Annotated in this window: 15 protein-coding genes and 1 riboswitch; of the genes, 6 read left to right on the plus strand and 9 right to left on the minus strand. The window is 43.9% G+C overall.

The features are described from left to right. Positions 1 to 131: 131 nt before the first annotated feature. Together AK965_RS02280 and AK965_RS02285 are read right to left on the minus strand one after the other, a co-directional pair. On the minus strand, positions 132 to 866 hold the full coding sequence (locus tag AK965_RS02280; RefSeq protein ID WP_099078080.1) for a chromosome partitioning protein ParA: 735 nt from the start codon (positions 864 to 866) through the stop codon (positions 132 to 134). Between the two features lie 31 nt (positions 867 to 897). After that, positions 898 to 1056: a hypothetical protein gene (locus AK965_RS02285; protein WP_099078081.1), complete on the minus strand. Its 159-nt coding sequence runs from the start codon at positions 1054 to 1056 to the stop codon at positions 898 to 900. 529 nt (positions 1057 to 1585) lie between these two features. Continuing rightward, positions 1586 to 1687, plus strand: a riboswitch (glycine riboswitch). A 116-nt stretch (positions 1688 to 1803) separates the two neighbouring features. Here AK965_RS02285 and AK965_RS02290 point away from each other — a divergent pair. After that, on the plus strand, positions 1804 to 3180 hold the full coding sequence (locus AK965_RS02290) for a sodium:alanine symporter family protein (RefSeq protein ID WP_099078082.1): 1377 nt from the start codon (positions 1804 to 1806) through the stop codon (positions 3178 to 3180). A 101-nt stretch (positions 3181 to 3281) separates the two neighbouring features. Here AK965_RS02290 and AK965_RS02295 read toward each other — a convergent pair whose 3' ends face one another. Next, positions 3282 to 3917, minus strand: a complete 636-nt coding sequence (locus tag AK965_RS02295; protein ID WP_099078083.1) for a LysE family translocator — start codon at positions 3915 to 3917, stop codon at positions 3282 to 3284. A 274-nt stretch (positions 3918 to 4191) separates the two neighbouring features. Here AK965_RS02295 and AK965_RS02300 point away from each other — a divergent pair, with 274 nt between their 5' ends. Next, on the plus strand, positions 4192 to 5667 hold the full coding sequence (locus AK965_RS02300) for a carboxypeptidase M32 (protein WP_099078084.1): 1476 nt from the start codon (positions 4192 to 4194) through the stop codon (positions 5665 to 5667). A 106-nt stretch (positions 5668 to 5773) separates the two neighbouring features. Beyond that, positions 5774 to 6163 carry a MarR family winged helix-turn-helix transcriptional regulator gene (locus tag AK965_RS02305; protein ID WP_367379299.1) on the plus strand — a complete coding sequence of 130 codons (390 nt, stop codon included), beginning with the start codon at positions 5774 to 5776 and terminating at the stop codon, positions 6161 to 6163. Positions 6164 to 6213: 50 nt separating this feature from the next. Here AK965_RS02305 and thpR read toward each other — a convergent pair whose 3' ends face one another. Both thpR and AK965_RS02315 read right to left on the minus strand, forming a co-directional pair. Then, complete coding sequence (gene thpR / locus AK965_RS02310; protein ID WP_099078086.1) at positions 6214 to 6735, minus strand: RNA 2',3'-cyclic phosphodiesterase; 522 nt, start codon at positions 6733 to 6735, stop codon at positions 6214 to 6216. A gap of 117 nt (positions 6736 to 6852) precedes the next feature. Continuing rightward, the gene (locus tag AK965_RS02315; RefSeq protein ID WP_099078087.1) at positions 6853 to 7800 is read right to left on the minus strand and encodes an LpxL/LpxP family Kdo(2)-lipid IV(A) lauroyl/palmitoleoyl acyltransferase; all 948 of its coding nucleotides are present in this window, start codon (positions 7798 to 7800) and stop codon (positions 6853 to 6855) included. 383 nt (positions 7801 to 8183) lie between these two features. On the opposite strand from AK965_RS02315, the gene AK965_RS02320 reads away from it, so the two are divergent. Then, a complete protein-coding gene (locus AK965_RS02320; RefSeq protein WP_099078088.1) occupies positions 8184 to 8813 on the plus strand; it encodes a LysE family translocator in 630 nt (209 codons plus the stop codon). Positions 8814 to 9106: 293 nt separating this feature from the next. Here the strand turns inward: AK965_RS02320 and AK965_RS02325 are convergent, their stop codons facing one another. Together AK965_RS02325 and AK965_RS02330 are read right to left on the minus strand one after the other, a co-directional pair. Further along, positions 9107 to 9403 (minus strand): multidrug efflux SMR transporter, encoded by a 297-nt coding sequence (locus tag AK965_RS02325; protein ID WP_099078089.1) that lies wholly within the window; start codon positions 9401 to 9403, stop codon positions 9107 to 9109. 182 nt (positions 9404 to 9585) lie between these two features. Then, positions 9586 to 9921 carry a hypothetical protein gene (locus AK965_RS02330; RefSeq protein WP_099078090.1) on the minus strand — a complete coding sequence of 112 codons (336 nt, stop codon included), beginning with the start codon at positions 9919 to 9921 and terminating at the stop codon, positions 9586 to 9588. Between the two features lie 297 nt (positions 9922 to 10218). Here AK965_RS02330 and metA point away from each other — a divergent pair, with 297 nt between their 5' ends. Next, positions 10219 to 11160, plus strand: a complete 942-nt coding sequence (gene metA, locus AK965_RS02335) for a homoserine O-succinyltransferase (protein WP_099078091.1) — start codon at positions 10219 to 10221, stop codon at positions 11158 to 11160. Positions 11161 to 11309: 149 nt separating this feature from the next. Further along, a complete protein-coding gene (gene pilW, locus AK965_RS02340) occupies positions 11310 to 12032 on the plus strand; it encodes a type IV pilus biogenesis/stability protein PilW (RefSeq protein ID WP_099078092.1) in 723 nt (240 codons plus the stop codon). A gap of 34 nt (positions 12033 to 12066) precedes the next feature. Here pilW and btuD read toward each other — a convergent pair whose 3' ends face one another. Both btuD and btuC read right to left on the minus strand, forming a co-directional pair. After that, the gene (gene btuD / locus AK965_RS02345; protein WP_099078093.1) at positions 12067 to 12849 is read right to left on the minus strand and encodes a vitamin B12 ABC transporter ATP-binding protein BtuD; all 783 of its coding nucleotides are present in this window, start codon (positions 12847 to 12849) and stop codon (positions 12067 to 12069) included. Then, a complete protein-coding gene (btuC, locus tag AK965_RS02350) occupies positions 12836 to 13831 on the minus strand; it encodes a vitamin B12 ABC transporter permease BtuC (RefSeq protein ID WP_099078094.1) in 996 nt (331 codons plus the stop codon). Before btuC ends, btuD begins: the two co-directional genes overlap by 14 nt. Positions 13832 to 13906: the final 75 nt, after the last annotated feature.

The raw sequence follows: 13906 nt of genomic DNA on the forward strand, positions 1-13906 counted from the left end.
ACGCATGAGAACAAGGCTAAAATTTTAGATAAGTAGTTCTTCTACAACCAACTTACTTTAAAACACGAAAGTAAACGAAGTTATCGATCGTTATAACAACTAGGATGACCCGTTTTTTACTACGATTGGTATTATAGTCCCATACCTTCGGTGATCTCTTTAATTTGTTTCAAGTCCATCTTGTAGACCTCGATCAGCTGATCAATCTGGCTTAAACGTGAGTTCGCTTCATCGTGTTTATCACAAGCATCTGATTTTACATCCCACGATTTGCCTTCTAAGAACACATCACACTCTTTTTTCAACGTGTCGATCTTAGGCAGTAATGCTTCACGTTCTTTCTCCAACGATGCCAATTCTTGGGTAATCTGCATTTCTTTGCGGAAGACTTCACGGGAGCGTTCAAACATGGTCGCTTGCATATCCGCTTGACGGTTCAGTTTGTCGTTCTGGACCTTGGTCGTGTTCAATGTTGCTTTCTGCTCTTTTATTTGCGACTCAAGCGACAAATTCACTTTTTCCACTACGGTCAACTGCTCTTGAAGTGCTTTTAATTCCGCTTTATGCGCTTCTTCTTTCTCTGTCAACAGCTTCGCGACCTTTGCGTCGATCTCTTTATCTATGCCTGCTTCGCGTGTTTTCACTTGAGAGACCAAGTTGGTTTTGTCTTGTGCTAGAGCTTGGTACTTTTCTTCCAACACTTGGTAAGTGGATTCCCACTTGCTTGCCGTCATTGCAGAGCCAGCCAAACCACCGAATGCCAAACCTAACACGGCCGCAATCGCGATATAAATGAGAGTACGCTTATCGCGCGCCTCAATGACAACTACTTCGTCTTGGTCTTCAATATTATTTTGAGAAGTCACCGTATCTTACTCCAAGGACTCTGCTGGTTTGCTAGCGAGTGAGTTCCGCAATCATGATTGACGCGGTATAAATTAAGAATGCGCCGATCAACGTAATCACGGTCACCTTTTGGACTTTTTCATTGGTACGATAACGAAATAGCACAAACGCTACTCCAATCAATACCGCTATGGCTAACAATCTGGTCATACCGTCTCCTTGTCCAATAATAAGAACTTATCCGATCCCATCGACAGCTGCGCAAGGAATCATTGTAACCTATTTCTACGTTGCTTACGGTTAACTTTGCGTAGATTTTGAAGCGATTGCTCCCGTTTTGATCAATTATCTGTTTTAAAGTAAACAGCTTATCGCCAACCCACGCCATTCTCATCAACGAATAAGATCAGTCTCTTTCCTTCTATACAAACTAAGGATAGCTAGCACAAGAAAGCATTTGGTTAGTTAATCAGCAGCCCGATGAAACTAAGACAACAATGCCTCCATAATATGCTGAAAATAAATCTTCATTTGTTGTTGAAATGGTAACAAAACATGATAGAGTTCACACGTTAATGGTGACCAGCATCATTAACTTACCTTTACTCATTTGATTGAGTAAATGTTCCGATGAAGGCTACAGGAGAGTGGTTATTAACTAAACTTTAACATTTAGTTGAAATAACTCGCCGAAGAATTAACTATTTCAGGTGCTACCTTGGTAGCGGGGACTGTAGTTGGAGGAACCTCTGGAGAGAACCGTTAAATCGGTCGCCGAAGGAGCAAGTCCTGCACATGTGTGCGGGGTGAAACTCTCAGGCAAAAGGACAGAGGAGTGGAAAGTAACAACCTAACTATTTGGCGTTCCCGCCTTATTTTGAATAGCGTGGCTATTAGAGATCTTTGATCTCGTCCTTTCCCTCTTCTCCTTATTAGTTGTTTTATTAAGGGGAAATCATGAACGACCTACAATCTTTACTTCAAACCATTGATAACTTTGTCTGGGGTCCACCACTGCTGCTTTTGCTTGTGGGTACCGGTGTTTACTTCACTTTTAGCCTAGGCTTGATCCAGTTTAAACACCTGCCAACTGCGTTAGCGATGGTATTTCGTAAAGATAAGTCATCTGATAAACAGGGTGACGTTTCTAGCTTTGCAGCGCTATGTACTGCGCTGTCTGCAACCATTGGTACAGGTAACATCGTTGGTGTTGCAACAGCAATCAAACTTGGAGGCCCTGGCGCCCTATTCTGGATGTGGCTTGCTGCCCTATTCGGCATGGCAACCAAATACGCAGAGTGTCTTCTTGCGGTTAAATACCGCCGTGTTGACGACAAAGGCCAAATGATTGGTGGTCCTATGTACTACTTACAATATGGTGTTGGCTCGAAAGCCCTGGCCATTATGTTTGCAGTATTTGCATTGGGTGTTGCCTGTTTTGGTATCGGTACGTTCCCACAAGTAAACGCAATTCTTGATGCGAGCGAAATCTCTCTCGGTGTAAACCGTGAAGTGGCTGCTTTTATCCTGACGCTATTGGTCGCATTCGTTACTCTGGGTGGTATCAAGTCGATTGCAAGTGTTGCGGGTAAAGTCGTACCAGCAATGGCGTTGCTCTATGTGTTGGCGTGCTTAAGCGTTATCATCATGAATGCTGACCAATTGCTTAACGCAATTGAATTAGTGCTGGTATCCGCATTTACCTCCACAGCAGCAACGGGTGGTTTCTTGGGAGCAAGCATCATGCTCGCTATCCAATCGGGAATCGCTCGTGGTGTATTCTCCAACGAATCAGGTTTGGGTAGCGCACCAATGGCAGCAGCGGCAGCGAAAACAGATTCTTGTGTAGAACAAGGGTTGATTTCAATGACGGGCACCTTCTTTGATACCATCATCATTTGTACTATGACTGGTCTAGCTTTGATCCTCACTGGCGCTTGGCAAAGTGACTTCTCTGGTGCAGCGATGACCACTCACGCATTTGCTGTAGGCTTGAACGGAGAGACATTCGGTCCAATACTGGTGTCTATTGGCCTTATGTTCTTCGCGTTTACCACCATTCTTGGTTGGAACTACTACGGTGAGCGTTGTGTAGTATTCCTATTCGGTACCAAAGCAGTGCTGCCATACAAACTGATTTTTGTTGGTCTGGTCGCATCTGGTGCATTTCTACACCTCGATATGATTTGGCTTCTCGCAGACATCGTAAACGGGTTAATGGCGATCCCTAACCTAATCGGTTTGATTGCTCTACGCCATGTGGTGTTAGAAGAGACAAAACTGTTCTTCAAACCAGCGTCTAAAGCTAATGACGTTGATGGTGTGAAAGCATAATACCGATTGCTATTTAACCTTCGCTAGAAACCGAAAGCCCGCTGACAATCAGCGGGCTTTTTCATTTCGTCATACTTTCTAGGCGTTGCAGATCTGGTTTATTACAATGGCTCTTCGATAAGTAGCTTAACACCAAGTACCACCAGCACAGCCCCTGTAGCCCCCTCCATCCACTTCATAAAGTGTGCATTTTTTAAAAGGTTTTTGGCTGAATTCAATACGCCAGCTAACCCACATTGCCATACCATCGCAATCACAAAGTGAATTAACGCCATCGCCATCGATTGAACCAAAGGGGTCCCTTCTGGATTCACAAATTGCGGCAAAAATGCGAGATAGAAAACCGCAGTTTTCGGGTTAAGCACGTTCGACAAAAAACCTTCTCGAAAAGAACGTTTAGCGCTGTAGACCTGGTAAGTTTGTTCCGCCACAGCGATGCCTTTGCTCGCATTCATCCATGACTTTAAGCTACTGATACCTAACCAAATAAGGTACGCAGCTCCCACCATCTTTACCATTTGGAATAGCTCCGCAGATTGAGCTAATACCGCAGAAATACCAATCGCGGAGAAGAAGGCATGTACAAACAAGCCAAAGCAAATTCCTAAACTGGTGGTACACCCATCCTTTAGCCCTGCTCTACTGGTGTTACGAATCACCAAAGCAGTATCTAGCCCCGGTGTGAGCGTTAATATCGTGATGGCAATGAGAAATGCCTCGAAATTTAAAATATCCATATCATTCTTTGTGTCGTCAGCTTTCCTCGATCATTAACGCCAATCGTTTCAATGCGCAAGTTTCTTTTTCAATAACCGTGTCATTCAAATGACCATAACTGGCCGATACCTAAGCAGCATCAAGAGGTATACCCAAGTGATCTAGAAATGCTCGGGTATACAACCACCTAGATTTGTGCACAATAGTTCTACGTCACTTAGCGAAAGATTCGAGCCCAACATCTAATTTACGATTTGGGGTGTTTAAGGAAAGAACATAGTAAAGAGTAGTCACATGAACGCATTTCAAAAACTTGTCGAACATTCAAACAAAGTCTCTAATTTCAGACACCTATCTTCCATCGTCGGGTGGGATCAAGCGGCAGTTATGCCATCAGGCGGCGCTGAAGCTCGCTCTAATGCCATGGCAGAATTAGAGGTCCATATCCATTCACTCATGACTCAGCCCCATCTTGGCGACCTGTTTGCTCAAGCAGAAGCGCAAACGCTATCCGCGAGCGAACAAGCCGTCTTACGCGAGATGAAACGTGAATGGCAACAAGCCAATCTACTTCCCGAATCTCTCGTACATGCTCAATCTCTCGCTGGCTCCAAGTGTGAACATGCCTGGCGCAGCCAACGCGGCAACAATGACTGGGATGGCTTCGAAAAAAACTGGGCAGAAGTGGTCAAACTGTCTCAAGAAGAAGCACAAATCCGTGGGGAAGCAGCAGGTAGTACACCTTATGACGCCATGCTGGATATCTATGAACCTGGCACCACTTCGGCTTCATTGGATACGCTGTTCGCAGATGTAAAGACTTGGCTTCCTTCGCTAATTGATGAGGCGATTGAAAAGCAAAAGCACAACAATATTCTATTGCCAAGTGGTCACTACCCTACTGACAAGCAAAAAGCATTAGGCTTGGAAGTGATGAAGTTGCTTCAGTTTAACTTTGAGCATGGTCGTCTAGATGAAAGTGTACATCCATTCTGTGGTGGTGTTTCTACTGATGTTCGTATCACGACTCGCTACGACGAAAATGAATTTGTACAATCACTCATGGGCATTGTGCATGAAACAGGCCACGCACGCTATGAGCAGGGCTTGCCCCAATCACTTGCTGGAACACCGGCGGGAGAGGCTCGCTCCATGGGTATTCATGAGGCACAATCGCTATTTTTCGAAATGCAACTTGGTCGTAGTGAAGCCTTTGTTGACCATTTAGCACGTTTAGCCGCAAATCATTTCCAAGGCGCAGAATTTGAACAAGAAAACCTGTCTAAGATCTACACTCATGTCAATAAAGGGTTTATCCGTGTCGATGCTGATGAATTAACCTACCCGGCACACGTTATCTTGCGCTACGAAATTGAACGCGACTTAATGAACGGGGCGATCAAACACACTGACGTTCCAGAACTGTGGAATGAGAAGATGAAAGCGTATTTAGGGCTTTCCACTGAGGGGAACTATAAAAATGGCTGCCTCCAGGATATACATTGGACAGATGGTAGTTTTGGTTACTTCCCAAGCTACACATTAGGTGCCATGTATGCGTCTCAGTTTATGGCTGCCATGAAGCAAACCGTTGATGTTGACGCGGCTATCCGCTCAGGCGATCTTTCACCCGTCTTTACGTGGTTAGCAGACAACATCTGGAGCAAAGGGAGTTTGTTAACGACTGACGAGTTGGTAAGCCAAGCAACAGGTGAAGTGCTCAATGCTAAGCACTTTAAAGCACATTTAGAGAACCGCTACCTAGGCTAATAGCCCCTGTCCGTTCATAAATGCAAAAGGCTGGTTTGATACTAGCCTTTTTAGTATTCACTTAATCTTGATTGCTTTTTACTGTGCTTTTCATCTTGTACACGTTTTGAAACGTCAGTTGCATGAACAGGTTGAGCAACTCGACCTGCCCATCGCACCAATGCACGTTCGAGCGTTCAAAATCATCAGCAAAAAATCACCATGTACCGCGATGGATGTAGTGAGCGTTCTTGATAGAGATAAAGCTCAAGTTACGCGCCTCATTAAAACACTAGTTGAAGAGGGGTTTATTGAAAAAAGACCAAATCCAGAAGATAAGCGCAGTCAATGTTTATTAACCACTGAAAAAGGTAATGCAGTCCTAACAAAAATCAAAACCATTGATAATGAGATCTTGCGTAAAATGACGGACGACGTATCCAATGAAGAGCTCAATGCCTTTCAATTAATTGCCGAAAAATTAGCGACTAACCTCGCCCAAAAAGACGAAAACTAAAAATCCCCTCAGGTAGCCCTTGCGCTAGCTGAGGGCAATGACAAATACCGCTAACATAAGAGCTCATCAATTACGTGATAGACCAATTTCCCTCCAACGAACTTACTTTCCATCAGTGCTATAGAATTAATTGGAAGGTGAAGTGATATAATAGGTAGCTGGTCCAATCGTACATGCCTATCTACATGGCGTGCTATCGTGATATGCGGAAGATACTTATGTGACTCCGTTATAAATCCATTTTTCGTCAATTTATGTCTTAGCTCATTTTGCAACCGTCCGAGTTCAGGGTTCTCTGAGATACCTAGCCAAGCCAGCTGCCCACTGCTCTGGCGGAATGAGCCATAGTGGTCAACGACCACGTATTCACAACGCGTGATCACTTGTTGAAGTATTCTCACGAGCTTGTTCATTTCTTCATGTGTCGCTTCACCGATAAATGCTAGGGTAATATGGAAGTTTGACGCACGCGTCTTACGACCAGATGACCGTTTCTGTGCCAGTATCTCTTGAGCCTGTCTAATCTTCGCCTTTGCTGAAGCATCGAACGTTAAAGCAAAGAACAATCTCATCATGCCTCCTGCGACTATCGCTTAACCAAGTAAGTTGAGGTTATGTTGATACCGTAACGAGTTTGGCAAATTATAGCTGATAAAAGAAAGCCCAGAGTTAAACTCTGGGCTATCGAATTACATCGCTGGTGCTAAGCAAGGCTTATACAAACACATTTCGCCTTCCGGGCGAGTTTTAAAACGGCGATGAAGCCACATGTACTGACTTGGGCTAGCTAAAATCGATTTTTCGACAATCTTGTTCACGAATACCGCCGCTTGGTCAGGATCGTTTTTCGGGAAGCCGTCAACAGGCGCACTGATCGTTAAGGTGTAATGACCATCCTCACCTCTCACCATCGTAAATGGAACAATCGCACAATCTGTCTGGTCTACCAATAAGCTGGTTCCCGTTGTCGTACATGCTTTTGATACCGCAAACAATGGTGCGAACGTTGAACGACGAACACCATAATCATGATCAGGAGCGTACCAAACACGTTGACCCGTATTCAGTGCTTCAAACATACCTTTCACGTTTTTACGGTCAATCAAAGTACGATTTGAGCGAGAACGCCCTTGGTACTGGAAATAGTCAAAGCAAGGGTTATTGTTTGGTCGGTACACGCCTGTTCCTGATTTTTTAATACCAAACGCTCTCGCGCCTAGCTCTAAGTTCATGGAATGCACAGCCAACATCAACACGCCTTTACCCTGCTTTTCAAGGGCCTCAATATGCTCCATGCCTTCGATAGTAACGTGTTTATTTATCCTTCTATCAGACCAAAACCAAGCCATTGCAGTTTCAAACAGCGCAATGCCCGAATTATCAATGTTATCTTTTAAAATCTTCTCACGTTCTTTGTCATCCATTTTTGGGAAGCACAGCTCTAAATTGCGCCTAATGGTTACTTGACGCTTTTTCATCAAACGCATGGCAATACGACCGATCCCTCGACCTAAAGCAAGTTGCGTATGAAATGGGAGAAGACTAAAAAGATACATTATTCCGATAATGGTAAGAGTTCCCCAGTAGCGTGGTGCCAACAATGCTGCTTTAAATTTGGGCGCGTTATATTTATTCATGAATAGGTCATCAGACGAGTCCGTGGTCGGACGGTAAAAATAAAATGTTTGATAAAATAAACTTTTATCATTGATTGTGCTTATAACAAAAACTAAAGCGCGCGGATTCTATGTTTGTTCGACACACGACACAATAAGAACTTACCCAAACTCCGACTGTCGATTCCAAAATTGACATAAAAGTACAGATTTCACACTAAGTGAGTAATGACATCATGGATCAGTCCGCTAGTTAGGGAGAAGTCAGAATAAATAGAAGTGCTCTTATCAACTTAATATGGATAGCAGAATCACACGCTAAAAGTTTGTTTTTCTAGACTGCCAAGTGTACAGTTATGCCCTCTTGTTTGCTGACGCAATTCTTTTAACCAATTGGAATAAGAATGAACATCGACACCTTGTTCGCCTTTGGCGGAATTGTCTTCTTCCTCGCGGTCATTCCCGGCCCAAACGCTTTGCTCATCTTATTTACTGCACTGACACAAAGCCGCAGATTTGCCATTGCGAATATCCTAGGGATTTGGCTTGGTTTTCTTATCCATGCTTTTATTTCCGCAAAGGGCCTAAGTTTGCTTCTTTCTCAATCTGCCGTGGCATTCAATGCATTCAAATGGATAGGGGTTGCTTATTTAATCTGGCTAGGTCTCAACAATCTTAAAAGCGGGCTCAAGATGGCTGAACAAAAGCTCAAGCTTGACCGAAAAATCGAGAAACAAACACTTAAGCAAGCGTTTGTAAAAGGGTTACTCACGAATCTTCTCAATCCAAAAATCGTGCTATTTTACTTATCAATCTTTCCTCAATTCGTTCAGCCTACCCATATTCTTGAACAAAGTATGATGTTAGGTATGCTTCAAGCCTGTATTGTCGCAAGTTGGTTTTTATTTGTGATTTTTTTCGCGAGCAAAGTAAAAGCGATGCTCACGGCATCAAAAACCAGCAAATGGCTTAACTATATCAGTGGTGGTTTGTTCATCTTTTTTGGTATTGGTTTAGCCAACACTCGCTTGTAAGATTGAAACTCCACCGCTATCTAGTGCTCGGTGTAATCATGATAAGGGCAGACCTTTCCTTTCAGGAAGACCATATTCTCCCTCTGTTGCCTCGCCTTCAAACCAAGTCATTCTCACTGAGCCAAGCATCTTGAGGTTACTTGGGTATACACATTCATTGATATATTTTTCTGTATTAGCTTTGTGCAGTTTTCACCAACACTAACGTTTACATCAATAGAGAAGCATCGCCCAAACTTTCTCTTCATTTTTGAGTAAATACAGACCATTTTTGTCTATATACCTGCTGTTTATCACTGTCCTACAATGGCAGCCAAATCGAGTTTTTGCCCATAAAGGAGATAACCGACTGTCCCGACCAGAACAATTCCTACCCCAGTCCAGTTAACATACACGATCCCGACAGGCATGCTTTTCACGGTGACAGATAGTAAGAAAAATGCAATGCCATAACCAATTCGTACCAACTTACTTGGCATCATTTGAGTGAACTGTTCGGTCTTAGGAATATAAGAAGTGGCAATCACTTCACATACGATTGCAAGAGGCAAAGAAATCATAGGAGGCATGGCAACAAGCATTTTGAACATAAACAATCAACGCGCAATCAAATATATACTCGATGAAATATCGGAGTCTCTGAATAGCGCATGATAAGCAAATCCGCATGGCCGAACATAAAAAGGTGATGTAAGTCAAATTTTAGCAGGTAATAATGTTCTGCCAGCTAAGCGGCGTTCATGTTCGAACAAATACCTCAACCAACCCTGACTTATTGTTGCTGTTGCGCGATAGCAAAATAGATTTGCATGTCAATTGGCTCCGGCGTATTGAGCAGCATCTTACCTATTTCTCTCTGAAAGTGCCCATAATTACCAAGCTCTTCCGTCAATCCTAGACGCTCATAATTATCCTGACAGGTAAACATACCGTAAGCATAGTGAAATCGACAAATGTCATTGTGTTTGTCATACCCGAATTCATAAAGCGCCTGATCGATTTCTTCTGGTGTATAAGTACTTTTATCTCCAAATGAGCGCAATAAAACCGTAGGCACTTGCTGAGCAATGCTCTGAATTTTCTCTTTCTTTTTAAAAAGACCGAACATAACGTCCTCCACTGACGATATTAATACTAGCGTAGTACCGAAGAGCCTTTAATTTCTAGCTGCTGTCAGGATGATAAAATTATAGTAGCCTGTTTTCATAACGTGCACCAAATACAAATCAAACGTTGCAATATGATGTAATCAGAAACATTGGAGCCATCACACTTGATGATTTAACATGAAGCGCACACCACAGCCCCTTCGTACGCATCATAGCCATTTGCGTATCGACAATCGGCATTAATTGCGTTAACTTTAGATGTATAGACGTCTAAAGTTAAGCTTAGGGAGAAAGCCGTGCCAATTAGAATTCCAGATCAACTACCCGCTACCGATGTTTTAAGGACAGAAAACATCTTTGTGATGAGCGAGAGCCGCGCGGCAAGTCAGGAAATCCGTCCACTCCGAGTGCTTATTCTCAATTTAATGCCAAAGAAAATTGAAACAGAAACTCAGTTTCTGCGCCTGCTTTCAAACAGCCCTCTGCAAGTGAATGTTGAACTGCTGCGCATTGATAACCGCCCGAGTAAAAATACCCCAACAAAGCATTTAGACACTTTCTATCGTCAATTTGAAATGGTCAAAGACAAAAACTTCGATGGTATGATCATCACAGGAGCACCACTTGGCCTCGTTCAGTTTGAAGACGTTATCTATTGGGATCATCTCAAAACCATCATGGAATGGGCGAAAGACCATGTGACATCGACACTTTATGTCTGTTGGGCGGCGCAAGCCGGCTTAAAACTGCTTTACGATTTGCCGAAGAAAACACGCAAAGAAAAACTCTCCGGGGTATATCATCATAAAATTCACAACACTTACCACCCTGTGTTGAGAGGCTTCGACGATTCATTCTTAGCGCCCCATTCTCGCTATGCGGACTTTTCACTTGAGTTTCTCGAAACGCATACCGACCTTGATATCTTAGCGACATCCGATGTCGCAGGCGTATACTTGGCTACCACGAAAGACAAACGAAATGTGTTTGTGACTGGTCATCCAGAATACGACTCTCATACACTACACAATGAATATATTCGTGACTTAAGTGAAGGGATGGAACCTGCCATGCCCGTCAATTACTATCCTAACAATAACCCTGACAACCCGCCGTTTGCGAGTTGGCGCAGTCACGGACACTTACTGTTCTCTAACTGGTTGAACTACTGTGTTTACCAACAAACACCTTACGATCTCGACCATTTCAGCGAGTCCGCCTTTACCAAAGATGATTAGAGAAGTTATTTAGAGATTGTGAACTCAGCCGCCAGTTGGCGGCTTTTTCATACCAGTTTGCAAGCCCGATCGCATTGTCATTTATCCTGCATGGGTTTTCGTTTAGTAATCCATATCATGCAAAAAGGTTCAGGGATGGGGAATGAAAAATGAAGCTCACAAAACTTGGTACGTTATTGCTGATCAGTCAGTTAGGCGTCGTCGGCTGTGTAACAGTAAACGAGAACGGTCCAGTCGTTGAGGCCGATCCTGTCACTATGGCAGAATCCCGTATTGCCCTTGGGCTTGGTTATTTAAACAGTGGTAGCATGATCCGGGCACACGACAACTTACAGCAAGCACTGACGCACGCGCCAAACTACTACCGCGCACAACTCTCCATGGCCCATTACTATGAGGTGGTGGGCGAAGATAGCAAAGCTGAAAACATATATAAGCGTTCCCTGCGTCAACACAGCAATAACGGAAATGTTCTAAACAATTACGGGACTTTCCTGTGCAAACGAGGCGATTTCCCACAAGCAGACCAAATGTTCAATCGCGCGATCCAACAGCCCTATTACTACCTCATTCCCGCAAGTTATGAAAACGCAGGGTTCTGCGCGTTAAAATCAAATAATCCAGACAAGGCAAAATACTACTTCTCTCGTGCTATTGATCATGATCCTCATCGCCCGAAATCGATTCTACAATTAGCTAAGCTCGAGATTGATAGCGGAAACTACACCGATGCACGCCTTCGCTTAATGCGATTTAATCAAATGTATGGCGTTAAGCGACCTTCTCTTCAACTAATGGTCGAGCTTGAGCGGGAAGCTGGTAATAGAGTATTGGAGCAAAAATACCAAAAGCAATTGGATAAGTTAACCTGAGTTCAGGTTAACTCGTGAGAAACGGTCTAAAGCGTTATTCAAAGATAAGATACGGCTTGCTCTCTAACAGCACCTTTCTCACTGGCGTTTTAAACACCTCACCCAACCCCTCTTGGGTTAATACTTCATCAGCCGTACCAGATGAATAAAGGACGCCGTTACTCAACAGTAGCACTTTATCTGCATGCCTTAATGTTCGATTCAAATCGTGATTGGCAACCAAGACGGCAATGCCTTGTGCTGCCACTGCGTTTATCAGTTGATAGAGCAAACCTTCTTGCGCAATATCTAATGGCGCGGCGGGTTCATCCAAAATCAGTAGCTGAGAAAAAGGATTAATGGTTCGCCACACTTGCAAGCATACGCCTGCCAAACGCACGCGTTGCCACTCACCACCAGACAACGTTTGAATACTGCGATGAAGCTTATCTTGTAGCTGAACTAATGCCACAACCATGTTTAAGGCATCACGCACTTTGCTCTGAGTAATATTAGAATCAGCAATATTGGTGCCACTTGGTAAAGATAAGGCAAGGTATTGGAATACGTCGATATTAAACGCTGGTCTAGATTGTTGACACAAATAGCCTCGCAGGTGTGCTTGTTCTGGCAGTGGCATGGCTAGCAGATCTTTACCATCAATCATCACTTCCCCCTTCACGAGCTCGCGATGGGGTAACGTACCAGAAATCGCGCCCAATAGAGTACTTTTTCCCGAGCCATTTGGCCCGACAACATGCACTACCTCCCCTGCTTTACATTCAAATGAAAGTGGCAAAAGTCGATTACCGACGGTAATGTGCTTAACGTGCATCATGGCTTTTCACCAACATCCAAATAAAAATAGGCGCGCCAATCGTCGTTGTCATCACCCCAAGTGGCAGCTCGGCAGAATCTAATAGCAATCTCGCACCGATATCCGCCAACACTAATAGCGCCGCACCAGAAATCGCCGACAATGGCAAGAGATAACGATTTTCAGTACCAAACGCTAAACGTAGTAAATGGGGAACAACCAAACCGACAAAGCTGATGATGCCGCCCAGTGCGACAGAACCTCCAACCAAAATTGAAATAGCAAAGATCAATTTCCAACGCATTTGGTGTACATCGATACCTAACTGGGTCGCGTGAATCTCACCAAGCATCAGCTTATCTAACGGTTTGCCTTTGCTGCACAACCAAATCAATACTGGTAGCAGCACTAATGTCACGGAGTGCTGATACCAACTCGCACCACCAATACTGCCCATCAACCAGTACATTAACTGGCGTAAACTCAAATCATCGCTGAAGTAGAATGCCCAAGTTACGATAGCGCTAGATAAAATACCTAATGCCACACCAACAAGGAGTAGACGCGCGGTCGTCAAATGCATCGCCCTCGCAATGCCAACTAATATGACCGTAAACAGCATTGAGCCGGCAATGGCTGCCAACATAAAGATCATTGGTGAAGGTAAAACGGGCAAGGCAAACATGGCGAACACCATCGCCAAACTCGCACCACCAGAGATCCCAAGCACGCCCGGTTCGGCTAATACGTTACCAAGCAGTACTTGCAGCGTCGCACCAGAGACGGCCAGTGCTGCGCCAATAATGGCAGCAGAGACAAGACGCGGCAAACGCAAATCCAACAAGAGTTTTTGTTCAAATGTTGAGAGAGATTGAAAAGGAGAAAGAAAAACCTCTCCTACCATCAGGTGAATGGCAGAGAGCAGAACGAGAATCACTGACATGATTAAAAGATTACGCTGCCAGCGTCGCTCCTTGTTTAGGATAAGTTGTTGAAAATCCATAGTAGCCGATAAATACAAACAAGGCTTAACCTTACAGTTAAGCCTCGGTAAATTGCAAACAACTTAGTCGTCTTA

It is taken from the genome of Vibrio sp. PID17_43 (assembly GCF_002608565.1).
GTDB lineage: Bacteria > Pseudomonadota > Gammaproteobacteria > Enterobacterales > Vibrionaceae > Vibrio.

What these genes read in the sequence shown, in the direction of transcription:
- AK965_RS02325 (WP_099078089.1), bottom strand. Translation starts at nt 9,403, where the DNA reads ATGTTCAAAATGCTTGTTGCCATGCCTCCTATGATTTCTTTGCCTCTT.
- AK965_RS02295 (WP_099078083.1), bottom strand. Translation starts at nt 3,917, where the DNA reads ATGGATATTTTAAATTTCGAGGCATTTCTCATTGCCATCACGATATTA.
- AK965_RS02300 (WP_099078084.1), top strand. Translation starts at nt 4,192, where the DNA reads ATGAACGCATTTCAAAAACTTGTCGAACATTCAAACAAAGTCTCTAAT.
- btuD (WP_099078093.1), bottom strand. Translation starts at nt 12,849, where the DNA reads ATGATGCACGTTAAGCACATTACCGTCGGTAATCGACTTTTGCCACTT.
- AK965_RS02330 (WP_099078090.1), bottom strand. Translation starts at nt 9,921, where the DNA reads ATGTTCGGTCTTTTTAAAAAGAAAGAGAAAATTCAGAGCATTGCTCAG.
- AK965_RS02285 (WP_099078081.1), bottom strand. Translation starts at nt 1,056, where the DNA reads ATGACCAGATTGTTAGCCATAGCGGTATTGATTGGAGTAGCGTTTGTG.
- AK965_RS02320 (WP_099078088.1), top strand. Translation starts at nt 8,184, where the DNA reads ATGAACATCGACACCTTGTTCGCCTTTGGCGGAATTGTCTTCTTCCTC.
- AK965_RS02290 (WP_099078082.1), top strand. Translation starts at nt 1,804, where the DNA reads ATGAACGACCTACAATCTTTACTTCAAACCATTGATAACTTTGTCTGG.
- btuC (WP_099078094.1), bottom strand. Translation starts at nt 13,831, where the DNA reads ATGGATTTTCAACAACTTATCCTAAACAAGGAGCGACGCTGGCAGCGT.
- AK965_RS02315 (WP_099078087.1), bottom strand. Translation starts at nt 7,800, where the DNA reads ATGAATAAATATAACGCGCCCAAATTTAAAGCAGCATTGTTGGCACCA.
- thpR (WP_099078086.1), bottom strand. Translation starts at nt 6,735, where the DNA reads ATGAGATTGTTCTTTGCTTTAACGTTCGATGCTTCAGCAAAGGCGAAG.
- pilW (WP_099078092.1), top strand. Translation starts at nt 11,310, where the DNA reads ATGAAGCTCACAAAACTTGGTACGTTATTGCTGATCAGTCAGTTAGGC.